The 15,168-nt window shown below is 71.9% G+C and carries 14 protein-coding genes; 12 read left to right on the forward strand and 2 right to left on the reverse strand.

Annotated features, from left to right (window positions below; genetic code table 11):
* The first annotated feature begins 117 nt into the window (after positions 1-117).
* From ABD056_RS08575 to ABD056_RS08630, 12 genes are all read left to right on the forward strand, one after another.
* Complete coding sequence (locus ABD056_RS08575) at positions 118-969, forward strand: FAD binding domain-containing protein (RefSeq protein ID WP_343866139.1); 852 nt, start codon at positions 118-120, stop codon at positions 967-969.
* Positions 966-3,737, forward strand: a complete 2,772-nt coding sequence (locus tag ABD056_RS08580; protein ID WP_343866140.1) for a molybdopterin-dependent oxidoreductase — start codon at positions 966-968, stop codon at positions 3,735-3,737. Before ABD056_RS08575 ends, ABD056_RS08580 begins: the two co-directional genes overlap by 4 nt.
* Before the next feature lie 4 nt (positions 3,738-3,741).
* Entirely contained in the window at positions 3,742-5,241 is a 1,500-nt protein-coding gene (locus ABD056_RS08585; RefSeq protein ID WP_343866141.1) for a 6-hydroxynicotinate reductase, read from the forward strand.
* Positions 5,242-5,259: 18 nt separating this feature from the next.
* Positions 5,260-6,174: a UPF0280 family protein gene (locus tag ABD056_RS08590; RefSeq protein WP_343866142.1), complete on the forward strand. Its 915-nt coding sequence runs from the start codon at positions 5,260-5,262 to the stop codon at positions 6,172-6,174.
* On the forward strand, positions 6,167-6,751 hold the full coding sequence (locus ABD056_RS08595) for an amino acid synthesis family protein (protein ID WP_343866143.1): 585 nt from the start codon (positions 6,167-6,169) through the stop codon (positions 6,749-6,751). Before ABD056_RS08590 ends, ABD056_RS08595 begins: the two co-directional genes overlap by 8 nt.
* Positions 6,748-7,332: an amino acid synthesis family protein gene (locus ABD056_RS08600; protein WP_343866144.1), complete on the forward strand. Its 585-nt coding sequence runs from the start codon at positions 6,748-6,750 to the stop codon at positions 7,330-7,332. Before ABD056_RS08595 ends, ABD056_RS08600 begins: the two co-directional genes overlap by 4 nt.
* Positions 7,333-7,414: 82 nt before the next feature.
* Positions 7,415-8,629 carry an ABC transporter substrate-binding protein gene (locus tag ABD056_RS08605; protein WP_343866145.1) on the forward strand — a complete coding sequence of 405 codons (1,215 nt, stop codon included), beginning with the start codon at positions 7,415-7,417 and terminating at the stop codon, positions 8,627-8,629.
* A gap of 161 nt (positions 8,630-8,790) precedes the next feature.
* Positions 8,791-10,644 carry an ABC transporter permease gene (locus tag ABD056_RS08610; RefSeq protein WP_425545025.1) on the forward strand — a complete coding sequence of 618 codons (1,854 nt, stop codon included), beginning with the start codon at positions 8,791-8,793 and terminating at the stop codon, positions 10,642-10,644.
* A complete protein-coding gene (locus ABD056_RS08615) occupies positions 10,641-11,420 on the forward strand; it encodes an ABC transporter ATP-binding protein (protein ID WP_343866147.1) in 780 nt (259 codons plus the stop codon). Before ABD056_RS08610 ends, ABD056_RS08615 begins: the two co-directional genes overlap by 4 nt.
* Positions 11,417-12,121 carry an ABC transporter ATP-binding protein gene (locus tag ABD056_RS08620; RefSeq protein ID WP_343866148.1) on the forward strand — a complete coding sequence of 235 codons (705 nt, stop codon included), beginning with the start codon at positions 11,417-11,419 and terminating at the stop codon, positions 12,119-12,121. Before ABD056_RS08615 ends, ABD056_RS08620 begins: the two co-directional genes overlap by 4 nt.
* Positions 12,122-12,211: 90 nt before the next feature.
* Positions 12,212-12,700, forward strand: a complete 489-nt coding sequence (locus tag ABD056_RS08625) for a MarR family winged helix-turn-helix transcriptional regulator (RefSeq protein ID WP_343866149.1) — start codon at positions 12,212-12,214, stop codon at positions 12,698-12,700.
* Between the two features lie 78 nt (positions 12,701-12,778).
* Positions 12,779-13,798, forward strand: coding sequence for a zinc-binding metallopeptidase family protein (locus tag ABD056_RS08630; RefSeq protein ID WP_343866150.1), 1,020 nt, complete (start codon positions 12,779-12,781; stop codon positions 13,796-13,798).
* A 13-nt stretch (positions 13,799-13,811) separates the two neighbouring features.
* On the opposite strand, the gene ABD056_RS08635 is transcribed toward ABD056_RS08630, so the two are convergent.
* Both ABD056_RS08635 and ABD056_RS08640 read right to left on the reverse strand, forming a co-directional pair.
* Entirely contained in the window at positions 13,812-14,030 is a 219-nt protein-coding gene (locus ABD056_RS08635; RefSeq protein WP_343866151.1) for a hypothetical protein, read from the reverse strand.
* Between the two features lie 78 nt (positions 14,031-14,108).
* The coding region (locus ABD056_RS08640; RefSeq protein WP_343866152.1) for a sigma-54-dependent Fis family transcriptional regulator at positions 14,109-15,168 on the reverse strand (1,060 nt) is incomplete at its 5' end.

Raw genomic sequence — 15,168 nt, forward strand, 5'->3', positions numbered from 1 at the left:
TGGCTGTTCCTACCCGGCCGCCGCACCCGCCCGATCCTGGGGGCCGCCTGCTCCCGCTCACCCTCCCGACAGGCGGCCCCCTTTCTTCCCGCGTGACGCAACCACGGGGACCATGGCATGGCGAAATACGTGCGCGTCCACAGCGTCGATCAGGCGCTGGAATGCCTGGCGGAACGGCCCTTCCGCATCATCGCCGGCGGCACCGACGTCTACCCGGCGTTGGGCGAGGCGGTGATCGGCGACGACATTCTCGACATCTCCGGCCTGCGCGACCTGCGCGGCATCCGGTGCGACAACGGGCCGGCGGGCGACAGCTGGCGCATCGGCGCCCTGACCACTTGGACCGACGTCCTGCGCGCCGACCTGCCGCCGTGGTTCGACGGCCTGAAGCTGGCGGCGCGGGAGGTCGGCTCGGTGCAGATCCAGAACGCCGGCACCGTCGCCGGCAACATCTGCAATGCCTCCCCCGCCGCCGACGGCACCGCCGCCCTGCTCGCCCTGGACGCGCGGGTGGAGATCAGCGGCCCGGCCGGCCTCCGCGTCCAGCCGCTGGCCGATTTCGTCACCGGCGTGCGGCGGACGACCCTGGTGCCGGGCGAGCTGGTGACGGCGATCATCGTGCCCGACGGCGGCGGCGACGGCGCGTCCGACTTCCTCAAGCTGGGCGCCCGCCACTACCTCGTCATCTCCATCGCCATGGTGTCGGTGGTGCTGCGGCGGCGCGACGGCGTCATCACCGGCGCCGGCATCGCCGTCGGCTCCTGTTCCCCGGTCGCCCGGCGGCTGGACGGGCTGGAACGGCGCCTGACCGGCCGCCCGCCGCAGGGCCTCGCCGCGCTGGTGGAAGAGGCCGACGCCGCCCCCTTGAGCCCCATCGACGACGTGCGCGCCACCGCCGCCTACCGCCGCGAGGCCGCCCTGACCCTTGTCCGCCGCGCGCTCAGCCGCTGCGAGGAGGCCCTGCGATGACCCTCGACCTCCGCCCCGCCGCCCTCCGCCCGGTGGAGGTGACCGCCACCGTGCCGGTGTCCTTCACCCTCAACGGCCGGGCGGTCACGCTGCAGGTGGAGCCCATGCGCCGCCTGACTCAGGTGCTGCGCGAGCAGATGGGCCTGACCGGCACCAAGGTCGGCTGCGATGCCGGCGACTGCGGCGCCTGCACCGTGCTGCTGGACGACGAGCCGGTATGCGCCTGCATGGTCCAGGCCGGGCGGCTGGAAGGGGCTCGCGTCGAGACGGTGGAGGCGCTGGCCGCCGACGGCACGCCGCACCGCCTGCAGCAGGCCTTCCTGCGCTACGGCGCTGCCCAGTGCGGCATCTGCACCCCCGGCATGCTGATGGCCGCGACGGCGCTGCTGCGGCGATGTCCGCACCCGACCGAGGTGCAGGTGAAGGATGCCCTCGGCGGCGTGCTGTGCCGCTGTACCGGCTATGCCAAGATCATCCAGGCCGTCATGCACGCCAACGACCCGCTGCCCGAGGCGGTGACGGCGGCGGCGGGGGCGGCGGTCGGCAGCCGGCTCGACCGCCTGGACGGGCTGCCCAAGGTGCTCGGCACCGATGTGTTCGGCGCCGACGCCTGGCCGGCGGGCAGCCTGCTGGTGCGGGTGATCCGCAGCCCGCACCACCGCGCCCGCTTCCGCCTGGGCGACCTTGACGCCTTCGTCCGCGCCCATCCCGGCGTCGAGGCGGTGCTGACCGCCGCCGACATCCCCGGCCGCAACCTGTTCGGCGTCATCCCGCCGCTGGCCGACCAGCCGGTGTTCGCCGTCGACGAATGCCGCTTCAAGGGCGAGGCGGTGGCCGCCGTGGTGGGCGAGGAAACGGCGCTGCGCCACCTCGACCTCGCCGCCTTCCCGGTGGCGTGGGAGGCGTTGCCCGCCGTGCTCACCCCGCCCGAGGCGCTGGCCGAAGGGGCGCCGGCCGTCCATGCGGCGCGGGCCGGCAACGTGCTGGTGCGCGGTCTCGTCCGCCACGGCGACCCGCAGGCCGCCATGCCCTCCGCCCATGCGGTGGTGGAGGGAACCTATTCCACCGGCTTCATCGAACATGCCTACATCGAGCCGGAAGCCGGCTGGGCCCGCCGCGTCGGCGACCGCATCGAGATCGCCGCCTGCACCCAGGCGCCTTACATGGACCGCGACGACATGGCGGCCATTCTGGGGCTGGAGCCGGAGGCGGTGCGCATCCTGCCGACCGCCGTCGGCGGCGGCTTCGGCAGCAAGCTTGATCTGTCGCTGCAGCCCTACATCGCGCTGGCGGCGTGGAAGACCGGCAAGCCGGCCCGCATGGTCTACAGCCGCAGCGAGAGCATGGCGACCACCACCAAGCGCCACCCCTCCGCCATCACCGCCCGCATCGGCGCCGATGCCGAGGGCCGGCTGGTGGCCATGGAGTTCGAGGGCGTGTTCAACACCGGCGCCTATGCCTCGTGGGGGCCGACGGTCGCCAACCGGGTGCCGGTCCACGCCAGCGGCCCTTACCGCCATCCGAATTATGAGGCGCGGTCGCTTGCCGTCCACACCCACACCGCCCCGGCCGGCGCCTTCCGCGGCTTCGGCGTGCCGCAGTCGGCGGTGGCGCAGGAGACGCTGTTCGACGAACTGGCCGACAGGCTGGGCCTCGACCGCCTGGACTTCCGCCTGCGCAACGCCCTGGACAACGGCCTGCCCACCGTCACCGGCCAGGTGTTCGGCCAGGGCGTCGGCATCAAGCGCTGCTTCGAGGCGCTGCGACAGCCGTGGCAAGAGGCCCGCGCCGCCGCCGCCGCCTTCAACGCCGCGTCCGACGGCCCCCTGCGGCGCGGCGTCGGCGTCGCCGGCATGTGGTACGGCTGCGGCAATACCTCGCTGCCCAACCCCTCCACCATCCGCGTCGGCCTGACCGCGGAAGGGCGCCTCGTGCTGCACCAGGGGGCGGTGGACATCGGCCAGGGCTCCAACACGGTGATCGCCCAGATCTGTGCCGACGCCCTCGGCCTGCCGGTGGCGCAGGTGAGCCTGCTCGGCGCCGACACCGACCTGACGCCCGATGCCGGCAAGACCTCCGCCTCGCGCCAGACCTTCGTGTCGGGCAAGGCGGCCTTCCTGGCCGGCAAGGCCCTGCGCGACCAGATCCTGCTGCGCCTCAACGCCGCGCCCGATACGCCGCTGGTGCTCGACGGTCCCTGCCTGCGGGCCGGCGACCGGGTGCTCGACCTGCGCACCCTGACGGCCGACGCCCACGGCTATGTCCTGGCGGCGGAGGAAACCTTCGACCCGCCGACCTCGCCACTCGACGCCAACGGCCAGGGCGAGCCCTACGCCGCCTTCGGCTGGGGCGCCCATGTGGCCGAGGTGGAGGTGGATGTGGAGCTTGGCCGCGTCTTCGTGCGCCGGCTGGTCTGCGCCCACGATGTCGGCCGCGCCATCAACCCGACGCTCATCGAGGGGCAGGTGGAGGGCGGCGCGGCGCAGGGCCTCGGCCTCGCGCTGATGGAGGAGTTCATCCCCGGCCGCACCGAGAACCTGCACGATTATTTGATCCCGACCGCCGGCGACGTGCCCGAGGTCCGCACCATCCTGATCGAGGATGCCGACAGCCACGGCCCGTTCGGCGCCAAGGGCATCGGCGAGCAGGTGCTGATCCCGACCGCGCCGGCCATCCTGAATGCCATCCGCGACGCCACCGGCGTGCTGGTGCGCGACCTGCCGGTGACGCCGGACAGGCTGCGCCGGGCGCTGCGCGAGAAGGGGTAACGCCATGTCCGTCACCACCACCGCCCCGCCGGCCGGGCCGGTCACCGACGCCTCCGGCAAGATCCGCTGCGATGCCTGCCCGGTCATGTGCTACATCGCCGACGGCAAGTCGGGCGCCTGCGACCGCTATGCCAACGTGGGCGGCGAGCTGACCCGCGTCGATCCGCTGGTGGTGCTGGAAGGCACCCTGGAGAAGGGCGAGCAGGTGGTGCCCTTCATGGCTGCCGGCACCGACTGGGACGGCGATCTGGTCAATCCCGGCGACCGCTTCGTCACCGCCGTCGGTGCCGGCACCACGTACCCGGATTACAAGCCGGCCCCCTTCATCGTCTCCAGCGAGGCGGACGGGGTCGACATGGTGACGGTGGTGACGGAAGGCATCTTCAGCTACTGCGGCGCCAAGCTGAAGATCGACACCGACCGCCACCTCGGCCCGGAGCGCGCCCTGGTGCGGTTCAAGGGTGAGCCGGTGGGCCACGTCACCACCGGCGAATACGGCTCGCAGATGCTGTCGGTGGGCGGCGTCAACCACCTGACCGGCGGCAGCAAGAAGGAAGGCCGCATGACCTGCCAGGCCATCCTGGACCTGTGCAACCGGCAGGCGGTGGAACTGACCATCGACGACGGCGCCGCCGTCATCGTGCAGGCCGGCAAGGCGCCCATCGTCGACGGCGAGCCGGAAACCCGCATGCGCGTCGGCTGCGGCTCGGCCACCATCGGCATGTTCGCCCGCCAGTGGTTCGACCATGTGGACGAGGTGGTGGTGGTTGACGACCACATCACCGGCGTGCTGTCGGAACACCAGGCCGGCAAGGTGCTGGGGGTGCAGCCGACCGGCATCAGCATCAAGGGCCGCCGCTCCACCCCCGGCCGCTACTTCCAGGTGGCGGAGCCGGGCACCGGCTGGGGCGGCACCGACATATCCGACCCGCTCACCATCCTCGGCGACTTCAGCGCCAAGGAGGCGCGGCCGGGCCTGACCCTGCTCATGGTCTCCACCACCGGCGACCACGCCGCCTTCTTCGTGCTGGACGAGGCACTGAAGCCGGTGCCGGCGCCCATGCCGGAGCCGTTGCGCCTGACCGTCGACCGCATTCAGGAAAACTGCGAGCCGGCGCTGTGTTCCGTCGTCTTCATCGGCGGCGCCGGCGGCTCGCTGCGGGCGGGGGTGACCGAGAACCCGGTGAAGCTCACCCGCTCGGTCAAGGATACCCTGACCTATGTGTCGAGCGGCGGCGCCCCGGTCTACGTCTGGCCGGGCGGCGGCATCACCTTCATGGTGGACGTGACGCGCATGCCGGAAAACTCCTTCGGCTACGTGCCGACGCCGGCCATCGTGGCGCCCATCGAGTTCACCATGCGGCTGGACGACTACCGCACTCTCGGCGGCCACATGGAGTCGGTGGTGCCGCTGGAGCGGGTGCGCGACGTGGCGCGCAAGCGCAACCTGCTCGCCAGCGCCACCAACCCCTGGCCCATGAACCGCACCAACTTCCGCTGGTAGCCGCAGGAGGCGCATGTCATGCAATCCGCATCTCACCGCCTGCTGCCCGATGGCCGCCGTCTGCACCTGCACCACGGCCCCATCGACCTGATCGTCGAGGCCCAGGGGCCGGCGGCGGAGGTTCAGGCCGCCCGCACCCAGGCGGTGGCGCGGTTCCAGACCGTGCTGACCGAGCTGGTGGCGGAACTGCCGCTGCTGCGCCGGGCGGTGGCGGGCGGCGCCTGCCCGCTGACCGGGCCGGTGGCGCGGCGCATGTGGGCGGCGGTGCAGCCGCACCGCCCGGCCTTCGTCACCCCCATGGCGGCGGTGGCCGGCGCGGTGGCGGACGAGGTGCTGGCCGCCCTGACCGCCGGGCGGACGCTCACCCGCGCCTATGTCAACAACGGCGGCGACATCGCCCTGTTCCTGGCCCCCGGCGCCCAGGCATGGCGGGCGGGCATCGTGGTCGACCCCGCCGATCCGCGCAGCCCCGGCGCCCTGACCGTGCGGCCCGACATGCCGGTGCGCGGCATCGCCACCAGCGGCCGGCTGGGGCGCAGCCTGTCGCTCGGCATCGCCGACTCGGTCACCGTGCTGGCCGGTACCGCCGCCGAGGCCGATGCCGCCGCGACGCTCATCGCCAATGCCGTCGACCTGCCGGGGCACCCGGCGGTGGCGCGCCAGCCGGCGCGGGAGATGCAGCCCGACAGCGACCTCGGCGACCGGCCGGTGACGACGGCGGTCGGGCCGCTCGCCCCGGAGGACGTCGCCGCCGCCCTGACCGCCGGCCGCCATGCCGCCGAGGCCATGCGGGCCCGCGGCCTCATCGCCGCCGCCGTGCTGGTGCTCGACCGGCAGGTGCGGCTGGTGGGGGCGCCGGACCTGCTCATGGCGCCGCCGTCGCCGCGCCGCCTGTCCACGCCGTCACAGAGGGAGGACCGCATCCATGCCTGAGGTCGTGCTGCGCAAGCAGCAGGTGGTGGTGGAAGACATCTTCCACGAAGGCGGCCCGCGCGCCGCCGAGCCGTTGCGGCGCGCTGCCATCGTCAGCGTCATCGCCAACCCCTACGCCGGGCGCTACGAGCCGGACATCCAGGGCTTCATGGAAGACCTGAAGCCGCTCGGCCTCGCCATGGCGCAGCGCCTGATCCAGGCGCTCGGCGGTGATCCGGCGGTGGTGCAGGGCTACGGCAAGGGCGCCATCGTCGGCGCCGGCGGGGAACTGGAGCATGGCGCCCTGTGGCACGTCCCCGGCGGCTACGCCATGCGCGAGGCGCTGGGCGGTGCCATGGCCATCGTGCCGTCGACCAAGAAGGTCGGCGGGCCGGGCACGCGGCTCGACGTGCCGGTGACCCACGTCAACGCCTCCTACGTGCGCAGCCACTTCGACGCCATGGAGGTGGGCATCCCCGACGCCCCCCGCGCCGACGAACTGGCGGTGGTGCTGGTGATGACCACCGGCCCGCGCATCCATGAACGGGTCGGCGGCCTGAAGGCGTCCGACATCAAGGGGGAGGACGGGTTGCGATGAGCGCCGACATCCGCAAGCTGATGGTGGTGGTGGACGAGATCCACCGCGAGATGGACCGCGAGATCAGCCCGCCCACCCGCCGCGCCGCCGCCGTGGCGGTGATCGCCAACCCCTTCGCCGGCCGCTATGTCGAGGATCTGACGCCGCTCATGGACATCGGCGCCGAACTGGGCGACCTGCTCGGCCGGCGGGCGGTGGCGGCGCTCGGTATTGCGCCGGCGGCCGTGGAAAGCTATGGCAAGGCGGCCCTGGTGGGCGAGAACGGCGAACTGGAACATGCCGCCGCCATCCTCCACCCCAAGCTCGGCGCGCCCCTGCGCCAGGCGGTGGAGAAGGGGGCGGCGCTGGTGCCGTCGTCGAAGAAGCGGGGCGGGCCGGGGCAGGTGCTCGACATCCCTCTCGGCCACAAGGATGCTGCCTACGTGCGCAGTCACTTCGACGGCATGGAGGTGCAGATCAACGACGCCCCGCGGGCGGACGAGATTCTGGTGGCCGTGGCGGTCACCGACAGCGGGCGGCCGCTGCCCCGGGTGGGCGGGCTGACCACGCAGGAGGTCAAGGGAGAAGACGGTCTGCGGTAATGGCTCTTCACAGGAGAAACGGGCCAGGCGGACGATAAATCAACCAGAGACGCCGGCCCACAGGGCGAACAGGAGGCTCACAATGGTGCGTAAGACTGGGTTCGTGCGGACTGCCCTTGCCGCGCTGGCGGCGACGGTGGTGCTGTCGTCGACGGCGGCGCAGGCGGCCGATGCCATCAGGATCGGCGAGATCAACAGCTATACGGCGCTGCCCGCCTTCACCGAGCCCTACCGCAAGGGCTGGCAGCTGGCGCTGGAGCAGATCAACCAGGCCGGCGGCATCAACGGTGCCGAGGTGGTGGTGATCTCCAAGGACGACGCCGGCAAGCCGGGCGATGCCGTCACCGCCGCCAACGAACTGGTGTCGCGGGAACGGGTGGACCTGCTGATGGGCACGTTCTTCTCCCACATCGGCCTCGCGGTCGCCGATTACGCCAACCAGCGGCGCATCTTCTTCATGGCCGCGGAGCCGCTGACCGATGCCATGGTGTGGCAGAAGGGCAACCCCTATACCTTCCGCCTGCGGCCGTCCAACTACATGCAGGCCAACATGCTGGCCGAAGAGGCCGCCAAGCTGCCCGCCAAGCGGTGGGCGACCGTGGCGCCGAACTACGAATACGGCACCTCCGCCGTCGCCGTGTTCAAGGAAGCCCTGAGCAAGCGCCGCCCCGACATCGAGTGGGTGGACGAACAGTGGCCGCCGCAGGGCAAGATCGACGCCGGCTCGGTGGTGCAGGCGCTGGCGCGGTCGCAGCCGGAGGCCATCTTCAACGTCACCTTCGGCCCTGACCTGATCAAGTTCGTGCGTGAGGGCACGACGCGCGGCCTGTTCCAGAACCGCCAGGTGGTCAGCCTGCTGACCGGCGAGCCCGAGTACATGGACCCGCTGGGCGCCGAAACGCCGGAAGGCTGGATCGTCACCGGCTACCCCTGGAACAAGATCGACAGCGCCGAGCATCAGGCGTTCCTGGATGCCTACCAGGCCAAGTTCAACGACTATCCGCGCCTGGGCTCCATCGTCGGCTACGCCACCATGATGTCGGTGGCCGAGGTGCTGAAGAAGGCCGGCTCCACCGACACCGACGCCCTGGTGCAGGCCGCCAAGGGGATCGAGGTGGACACGCCGCTCGGCCACATCACCTTCCGCGCCGCCGATCACCAGTCGACCCTGGGCGCCTTCGTCGGCCGCACGGCCGTCGAGGACGGCAAGGGCACCATGGTCGACATCGAGTACCGCGACGGCGCCGATTACCTGCCGCCGGAGGACGAGGTGAAGGCCCTGCGTCCGGCCGGCTGACGGCCGCCGCCGCCGGCATGGCGCCCGGCGGCGGGGGAGGGACGGACGGGTGCCGCCGCTGCGGTGCCGGCTCCCCCCTTCCGCCCGCCGCCGCGGCTGCCCCCGTTCCTTCCAGACCCGCCCCTTCGGCGATCGGAGTGCAGGACGTGGACTTCCTTTTCGTGCAGTTTCTCAATGGGCTGGCCAGCGCGTCGTCGCTGTTCCTGGTGGCGAGCGGCCTGTCCATCATCTTCGGCGTCACCCGCATCGTGAACTTTGCCCACGGCGCCTTCTACATGCTCGGCGCCTATGTCGCCTTCACCCTGACGCAGCACCTCAGCGGCCCGCTGGGCTTCTGGACGGCGCTGCTGCTGGCGGCGGTGATCGTCGCGGCGCTGGGGGCGCTGGTGGAAATGACCCTGCTGCGCCGCATCTATGAGGCGCCGGAGCTGTTCCAGCTGCTCGCCACCTTCGGCCTGACGCTGATGATCGAGGACCTGGTCATCATGATCTGGGGTCCGATGGAACTGCTCGGCCCGCGCGCGCCGGGGCTGGAGGGGGCGGTGTCGGTCTTCGGGCAGATGTTCCCGGCCTATGACTTCCTGCTCATCGCCCTCGGCCCGCTGGTGCTGGGCGGCCTGTGGCTGCTGTTCAAGAAGACCCGCTGGGGCGTGCTGGTGCGCGCCGCGACGCAGGACCGCACCATGGTGTCGGCGCTGGGCGTCAATCAGTCGTGGCTGTTCACCTCGGTCTTCGCCCTCGGCATCTTCCTGGCCGCCCTGGGCGGCGCGGTGCAGCTGCCGCGCGAGGCGGTGCATCACATGATGGGCCTGCAGGTGATCGTCGAGGTCTTCGTCGTCGTGGTCATCGGCGGCCTCGGCAACGTGTTCGGCGCCTTCCTGGCCGCCGTCATCATCGCCGAGCTGAACGCCTTCGGCATCCTGCTGTTCCCGAAGATCAGCCTGGTGCTGGTGTTCCTGGTGATGGCGGTGGTGCTGGTGGTGCGGCCGCATGGCCTGCTCGGCCGCGCCGAGAGCCACGCCCGCCCGGCCATCGGCACGGCGGTGCAGCCGTTCCGCCGCTTCGGGGCGCGCGGGCGCAACGCCATGGTGGCGGTGCTGATCGCCCTGGCGCTGGTGCCGCTGTTCGCCGGCACCTACGTCACCTCGGTCGGGGCCGAGCTGCTGATCTTCGCCCTGTTCGCCGCCAGCCTGCACCTGATGATGGGGGTGGGCGGCATGGTGTCCTTCGGCCACGCCGCCTATTTCGGCCTCGGGGCCTATGGCGCCGGGTTGCTGGTGAAGTTCCTCGGCGCCCCCATGGAGATGGCGCTGGTGGTCGGGCCGCTGCTGGCGGTGGCGGGGGCCATCGTGTTCGGCTGGTTCTGCGTGCGGCTGTCGGGCGTCTATCTCGCCATGCTGACGCTGGCCTTCGCGCAGATCGTGTGGTCGATCATCTTCCAGTCCTACGACGTCACCGGTGGCGACAACGGCATCCTCGGCATCTGGCCGAGCCGCTGGGCATCGGACCCGGCGGTGTTCTACTACCTGGCGCTTGCGCTGTGCGCGGCCGGCATCTTCGCCATCCGCCGCATCGTCTTCTCGCCCTTCGGCTATGCCGTGCGCGGCTGCCGCGACAGCGTGGTGCGGGCGGAAAGCATCGGCATCGACCGCCGCCGCATCCAGTGGATGGCCTTCACCCTGGCCGGCGCCTTCGCCGGGGTGGCGGGGACGCTCTACGCCTACCTCAAGGGCAGCGTGTTCCCCGACGTGGTCGGCATCCCGACCTCGGTCGACGGTCTGGTGATGGTGCTGCTGGGCGGGCTGCAGACGGTCGGCGGGCCCATCGTCGGTGCCGCCGCCTACAAGGCGCTGTCCATCTACATGATGAGCCAGATCGAGTTCTGGAAGCTGGTGCTCGGCGCTCTCATCGTGGTGCTGGTGATCGCCTTCCCCGAGGGCATCGCCGGGTTCTGGCAGCGCCGGGTGTCGCCGCTGTTCCGCCGATCCGAGACCGAAGAGGAGGCCGTTCCATGACCGCCCTCGTCGTCACCGACCTGCGCAAGTCCTTCGGCGGCGTCGAGGCCGCCAAGGGCATCACCTTCACGGTGGGGGAGAGCGAACTGCTCGCCCTCATCGGCCCCAACGGCGCCGGCAAGAGCACCTGCTTCAACATGCTGAACGGCCAGCTGAAGCCCGACAGCGGCTCGATCCGGCTGTTCGGGCAGGAGATCGTCGGCCTGCCGCCGCGCGCGGTCTGGCGGCTGGGGGTGGGGCGGACGTTCCAGATCACCGCCACCTTCGGCTCCATGACGGTGATCGAGAACGTGCAGATGGCGCTGATTTCCCACCACCGCCGCCTGCGTGCCCTCATCCCCTTCGCCGGCGACCTCTACCGCGACGAGGCGTGGGAACTGCTGGAACTGGTGGGCATGGCGGAACAGGCTGGCCGCGCCTGCGGCACGCTGGCCTACGGCGACCTCAAGCGGCTGGAGCTGGCCATCGCGCTCGCCAACCAGCCGCGCGTGCTGCTGATGGACGAACCCACCGCCGGCATGGCCCCGCGCGAGCGGGTGCAGCTGATGCAGCTGACCGCCGACATCGTGCGGGCGCGCGGCGTCAGCGTGCTGTTCACCGAACACGACATGGATGTGGTGTTCACCCACGCCGACCGGGTGATGGTGCTGAACCGCGGCGAACTCATCGCCCACGGCACCCCGCAGGAGGTGCGCAACAACCCCGACGTCCAGGCCGTCTACCTGGGTTCGGGCGCCCTCTACAACGCCGAGCCGGCCATGGAGGCAAGCGCATGAAGCTGGAAGTCCACGGTCTCAACAGCTGGTACGGCCGCGCCCACATCCTGTTCGACGTCCACATGCGGGTGGCCCGCGGCGAGGTGGTGGCGCTGCTCGGCCGCAATGGCGCCGGCAAGTCGACCACCTTCGCGAGCCTCGTCGGGCTGGTGCCGACCCGCACCGGCGACGTGGTGTTCGACGGCCACCCGGTCGACGGTCTGAAGACGCACGACATCGTCCGCCTCGGCCTCGGCTACGTGCCGGAAGACCGCCGCATCTTCACCGACCTGACGGTGGAGGAAAACCTGCTGGTCGGCCGCCAGCCCGCGCGCGAGGGCGCTCCCACCTGGACGCCGGAGATGCTGTATGACCTGTTCCCCAACCTGGCCGCCATGCGCCGGCGGGCCGGCGGGCACATGTCGGGCGGCGAGCAGCAGATGCTGACCATCGCCCGCACCCTGATGGGCAATCCGTCGCTGGTGCTGCTGGATGAACCGTCGGAGGGCCTCGCGCCCAAGATCGTCGAGCAGATGGCGCAGGCGCTGATCGAGATGAAGCGCCAGGGCCTGACCATCATCCTGTCGGAACAGAACCTGCACTTCGCCCGCCTGATTTCCGACCGCGCCTACATCATCGAACGCGGCCGCGTGCGGTTCGAAGGCACCCTGCCGGAACTGGACGCCAACCCGGAAATCCGCGACGCCTATCTGGCGGTATGATCCGCTTTCGGGTAGGTATCACGGCGGGAGACCGCAGGGTGGGAGGCATGTGCGATGACTGAGGCAGGAGCGCCGGACCGCGCCGGCCCGATGGCGGACACGACGGCCGAGGCCGACGGCACGGGCGCCGCCGCCGCCGCGGACCCGCAGGCCAAGCGCGGCGGCCGCCGGCGCTATGCCCTCGACGGCCAGATCGGCTTCCTGCTGCGCAAGGCCCAGCAGCGCCACCTCAGCATCTTCAGCACCCACATCGGCGAAGACCTGACGGCGCAGCAGTTCGCCGCGCTCGCCAAGCTGAACGAGGTCGGCCCCAGTTCGCAGAACTCCCTCGGCCGCCAGACGGCCATGGACGTGGCGACCATCAAGGGGGTGGTGTCGCGCCTGAAGGACCGCGGCCTGATCGACAAGGCGCCCGACCCCGACGACAAGCGCCTGCACCTCATCGACCTCACCGCCGAAGGGCGGCGGACCATCGAGCGGGTGCTGCCGCTGGCGCAGGAAATCTCGCGCATGACCCTGGCGCCGCTTGATCGTGCCGAACAGCAGACGCTCATCCGGCTGCTGAAGAAGATCACCTGAGCGGCGCCGGCAACACCCCCGGCGGTGGCGCGTTGAGGCTCTCGCGGCGACGACGGCACGGCATCGGGGGTGGCTTCCATGCGCCTGTTCGAATGCGACACCTGCGGCAACCTGATCTACTTCGAGAACACCCGCTGCGAGCACTGCGGCGCGGACCTGGCGTTCAACCCGGATCACCTGCGGCTCTACGTGCGGCCGCCGCAGGCGCGGCTGTGCGACAACGCCCGCCATGACGCCTGCAACTGGCTGCTGGCCGCCGATGCGCCGGCCGACGAGATCTTCTGCCCGGCCTGCCGCCTCAACCGCACCATCCCGGACCTGTCGGCGCCGGGCGCCCTGGGGCTGTGGCAGCGGGTGGAGATCGCCAAGCATCGCGCCGTCTACGGCCTGCTGCGCCTCGGCCTGACGCTGCCGAACCGGGTGGACGAGCCGGAGACGGGGCTCGCCTTCGACTTCCTGGCCGACCCCGACCCCACCTTCCGCGAGGTGATGACCGGCCACGCCGCCGGCCTCATCACCCTCAACATCGCCGAGGCCGACCCGGTGGAGCGCGAGCGCCAGCGCACCACCATGGGCGAGCCCTTCCGCACCCTGCTCGGCCACCTGCGGCACGAGCTGGGGCATTACCTGTGGGACCGGATGGTGGCGGCCGATGCGGCGCGGCTGGCCGAGTGGCGGCTGCACTTCGGCGACGAGCGGGACGATTACGCGGCGGCGCTGGATCGGCACTATGCCGCCGGCGATGACGGCAGCTGGCGCGATGCCTTCGTCAGCCACTACGCCGCCGCCCACCCGTGGGAGGACTGGGCGGAAAGCTGCGCCCACTACCTGCACATGGTCGACACCCTGGAAACCGCCTGGGCCTTCGGCCTGCGCTCCCGCCCCCGCCGCGGCCCGCCGGAGGTGGCGACGGCGGCCGATTTCGACCCCTACGCCGAACCCGACTTCGACCGCATCGTCGAGGCGTGGCTGCCGCTGACCTTCGCCGTCAACAGCCTCAACCGCTCCATGGGCCAGCCGGACCTCTACCCCTTCGTGGTGGCACCGCCGGCGATGGACAAGCTGGGCCACGTCCACCGCCTGCTGCGCGGCCTGTAAGAGGGGGAAGGGCTCAGAGGCCGGCGCGCTTGCGCCAGCGCTCCGCCGACTGCTGGTCCGACGCCTCCAGTCGGCCGGCCGCCACCAGCAGTTCGGTGGCGCGGGCGAGGGCGGCGAAGTCCTGCCGGCGTTCGTCGTCCATCGCCTCGTCGGTGCCGTCGAGCCAGCCGAGCAGCGCCAGCCGGGTGGCGTCGAGGGCGTCGAGCAGGTCGTCCTGGGTGGGTTTCGCCATGGGGGCCTCCGTTGATGGTGCGCCCCACCTACGCGCCAGCCGCCCGCGACGCTGCCCCGTCCGCCACCTGTCGCCGTGTCAGTGGCGGGTGCCGTGCAGGCGGCGGTAGAGGGTGTTGCGGCTGATGCCGAGGCGCCGGGCCGCTTCCGACATGTTGCCGCCGCTGGCCGCCACCGTCTGGCGGATGAAGCTGTCGGACACCCGCCGCAGGCTGAGGCCGGCGTCGTCGCCCGCCCCGTCGGCCGCCGCGGCGCCGGACAGCGGCAGCGGCAGCGGCACCGTCACCGGGTGCAGGGGCGGCCGGCAGCGCAGGTCGTCGGCCAGGTCCTCCGGCAGGTGGTGCCAGTCGATCACCGTCTCGCCGGGATCGAGCAGCGCCCAGGCCGCCCGCAGGGCGTGGGACAGCTGCCGCAGGTTGCCCGGCCAGCGGTGGGCGGCGAAGGCCTCCGCCACCGCCGGGGCCAGCACCACGCCGCCGCCGGGGGCGATGTCGTCCAGCAGCCGGCGGATGAGCAGGGCGGCGTCGCTGCGCTCGCGCAGGGCCGGCAGGGTCAGGGTCAGGCCGTTGATGCGGTAATAGAGGTCGGCGCGGAAGCGGCCGGCCTCCACCTCCGCCTTCAGCGGGCGGTGGCAGGCGGCCATGAGGGCGAAGTCCACCGCCTCCGGCTTGCCGCCGCCGAGCGGGCTGACCTCGCCGTCCTGCAGCACCCGCAGGAGGCGGGCCTGCAGTGGCAGCGGCATGTCGGCGATCTCGTCCAGGAACAGGGTGCCGCCGCGCGCCTCGCGGATGCGGCCGGGGCTGCCGTCGCGGCGGGCGCCGGTGAAGGCGCCGGGGGCATAGCCGAACAGTTCCGCCTCGATCAGGTGCTCGGGCAGGGCGGCGCAGTTGATGGCAACGAAGCGGCCGGCGCGGCGCGGGCCGCTGGCGTGGATGGCGCGGGCCAGCACCTCCTTGCCGGCGCCCGATTCGCCGTGCAGCAGCAGCGGGATCGGCTTGTCGGCCACCTTGCGGGCGCGGGCGATCAGCTGCGCCATGCGGGCATCGCCGGTATCCAGCGCCGCCAGGGCATCGGCCGGCCGGGCGGCGGCGCCGGTGGCAGAGCGGCGCGGGCCGCCGCCGACCGCCGCCCGGGGGGCC

It is taken from the genome of Caenispirillum bisanense (genome assembly GCF_039523075.1).
Classification (GTDB): domain Bacteria; phylum Pseudomonadota; class Alphaproteobacteria; order Rhodospirillales; family Rhodospirillaceae; genus Caenispirillum; species Caenispirillum bisanense.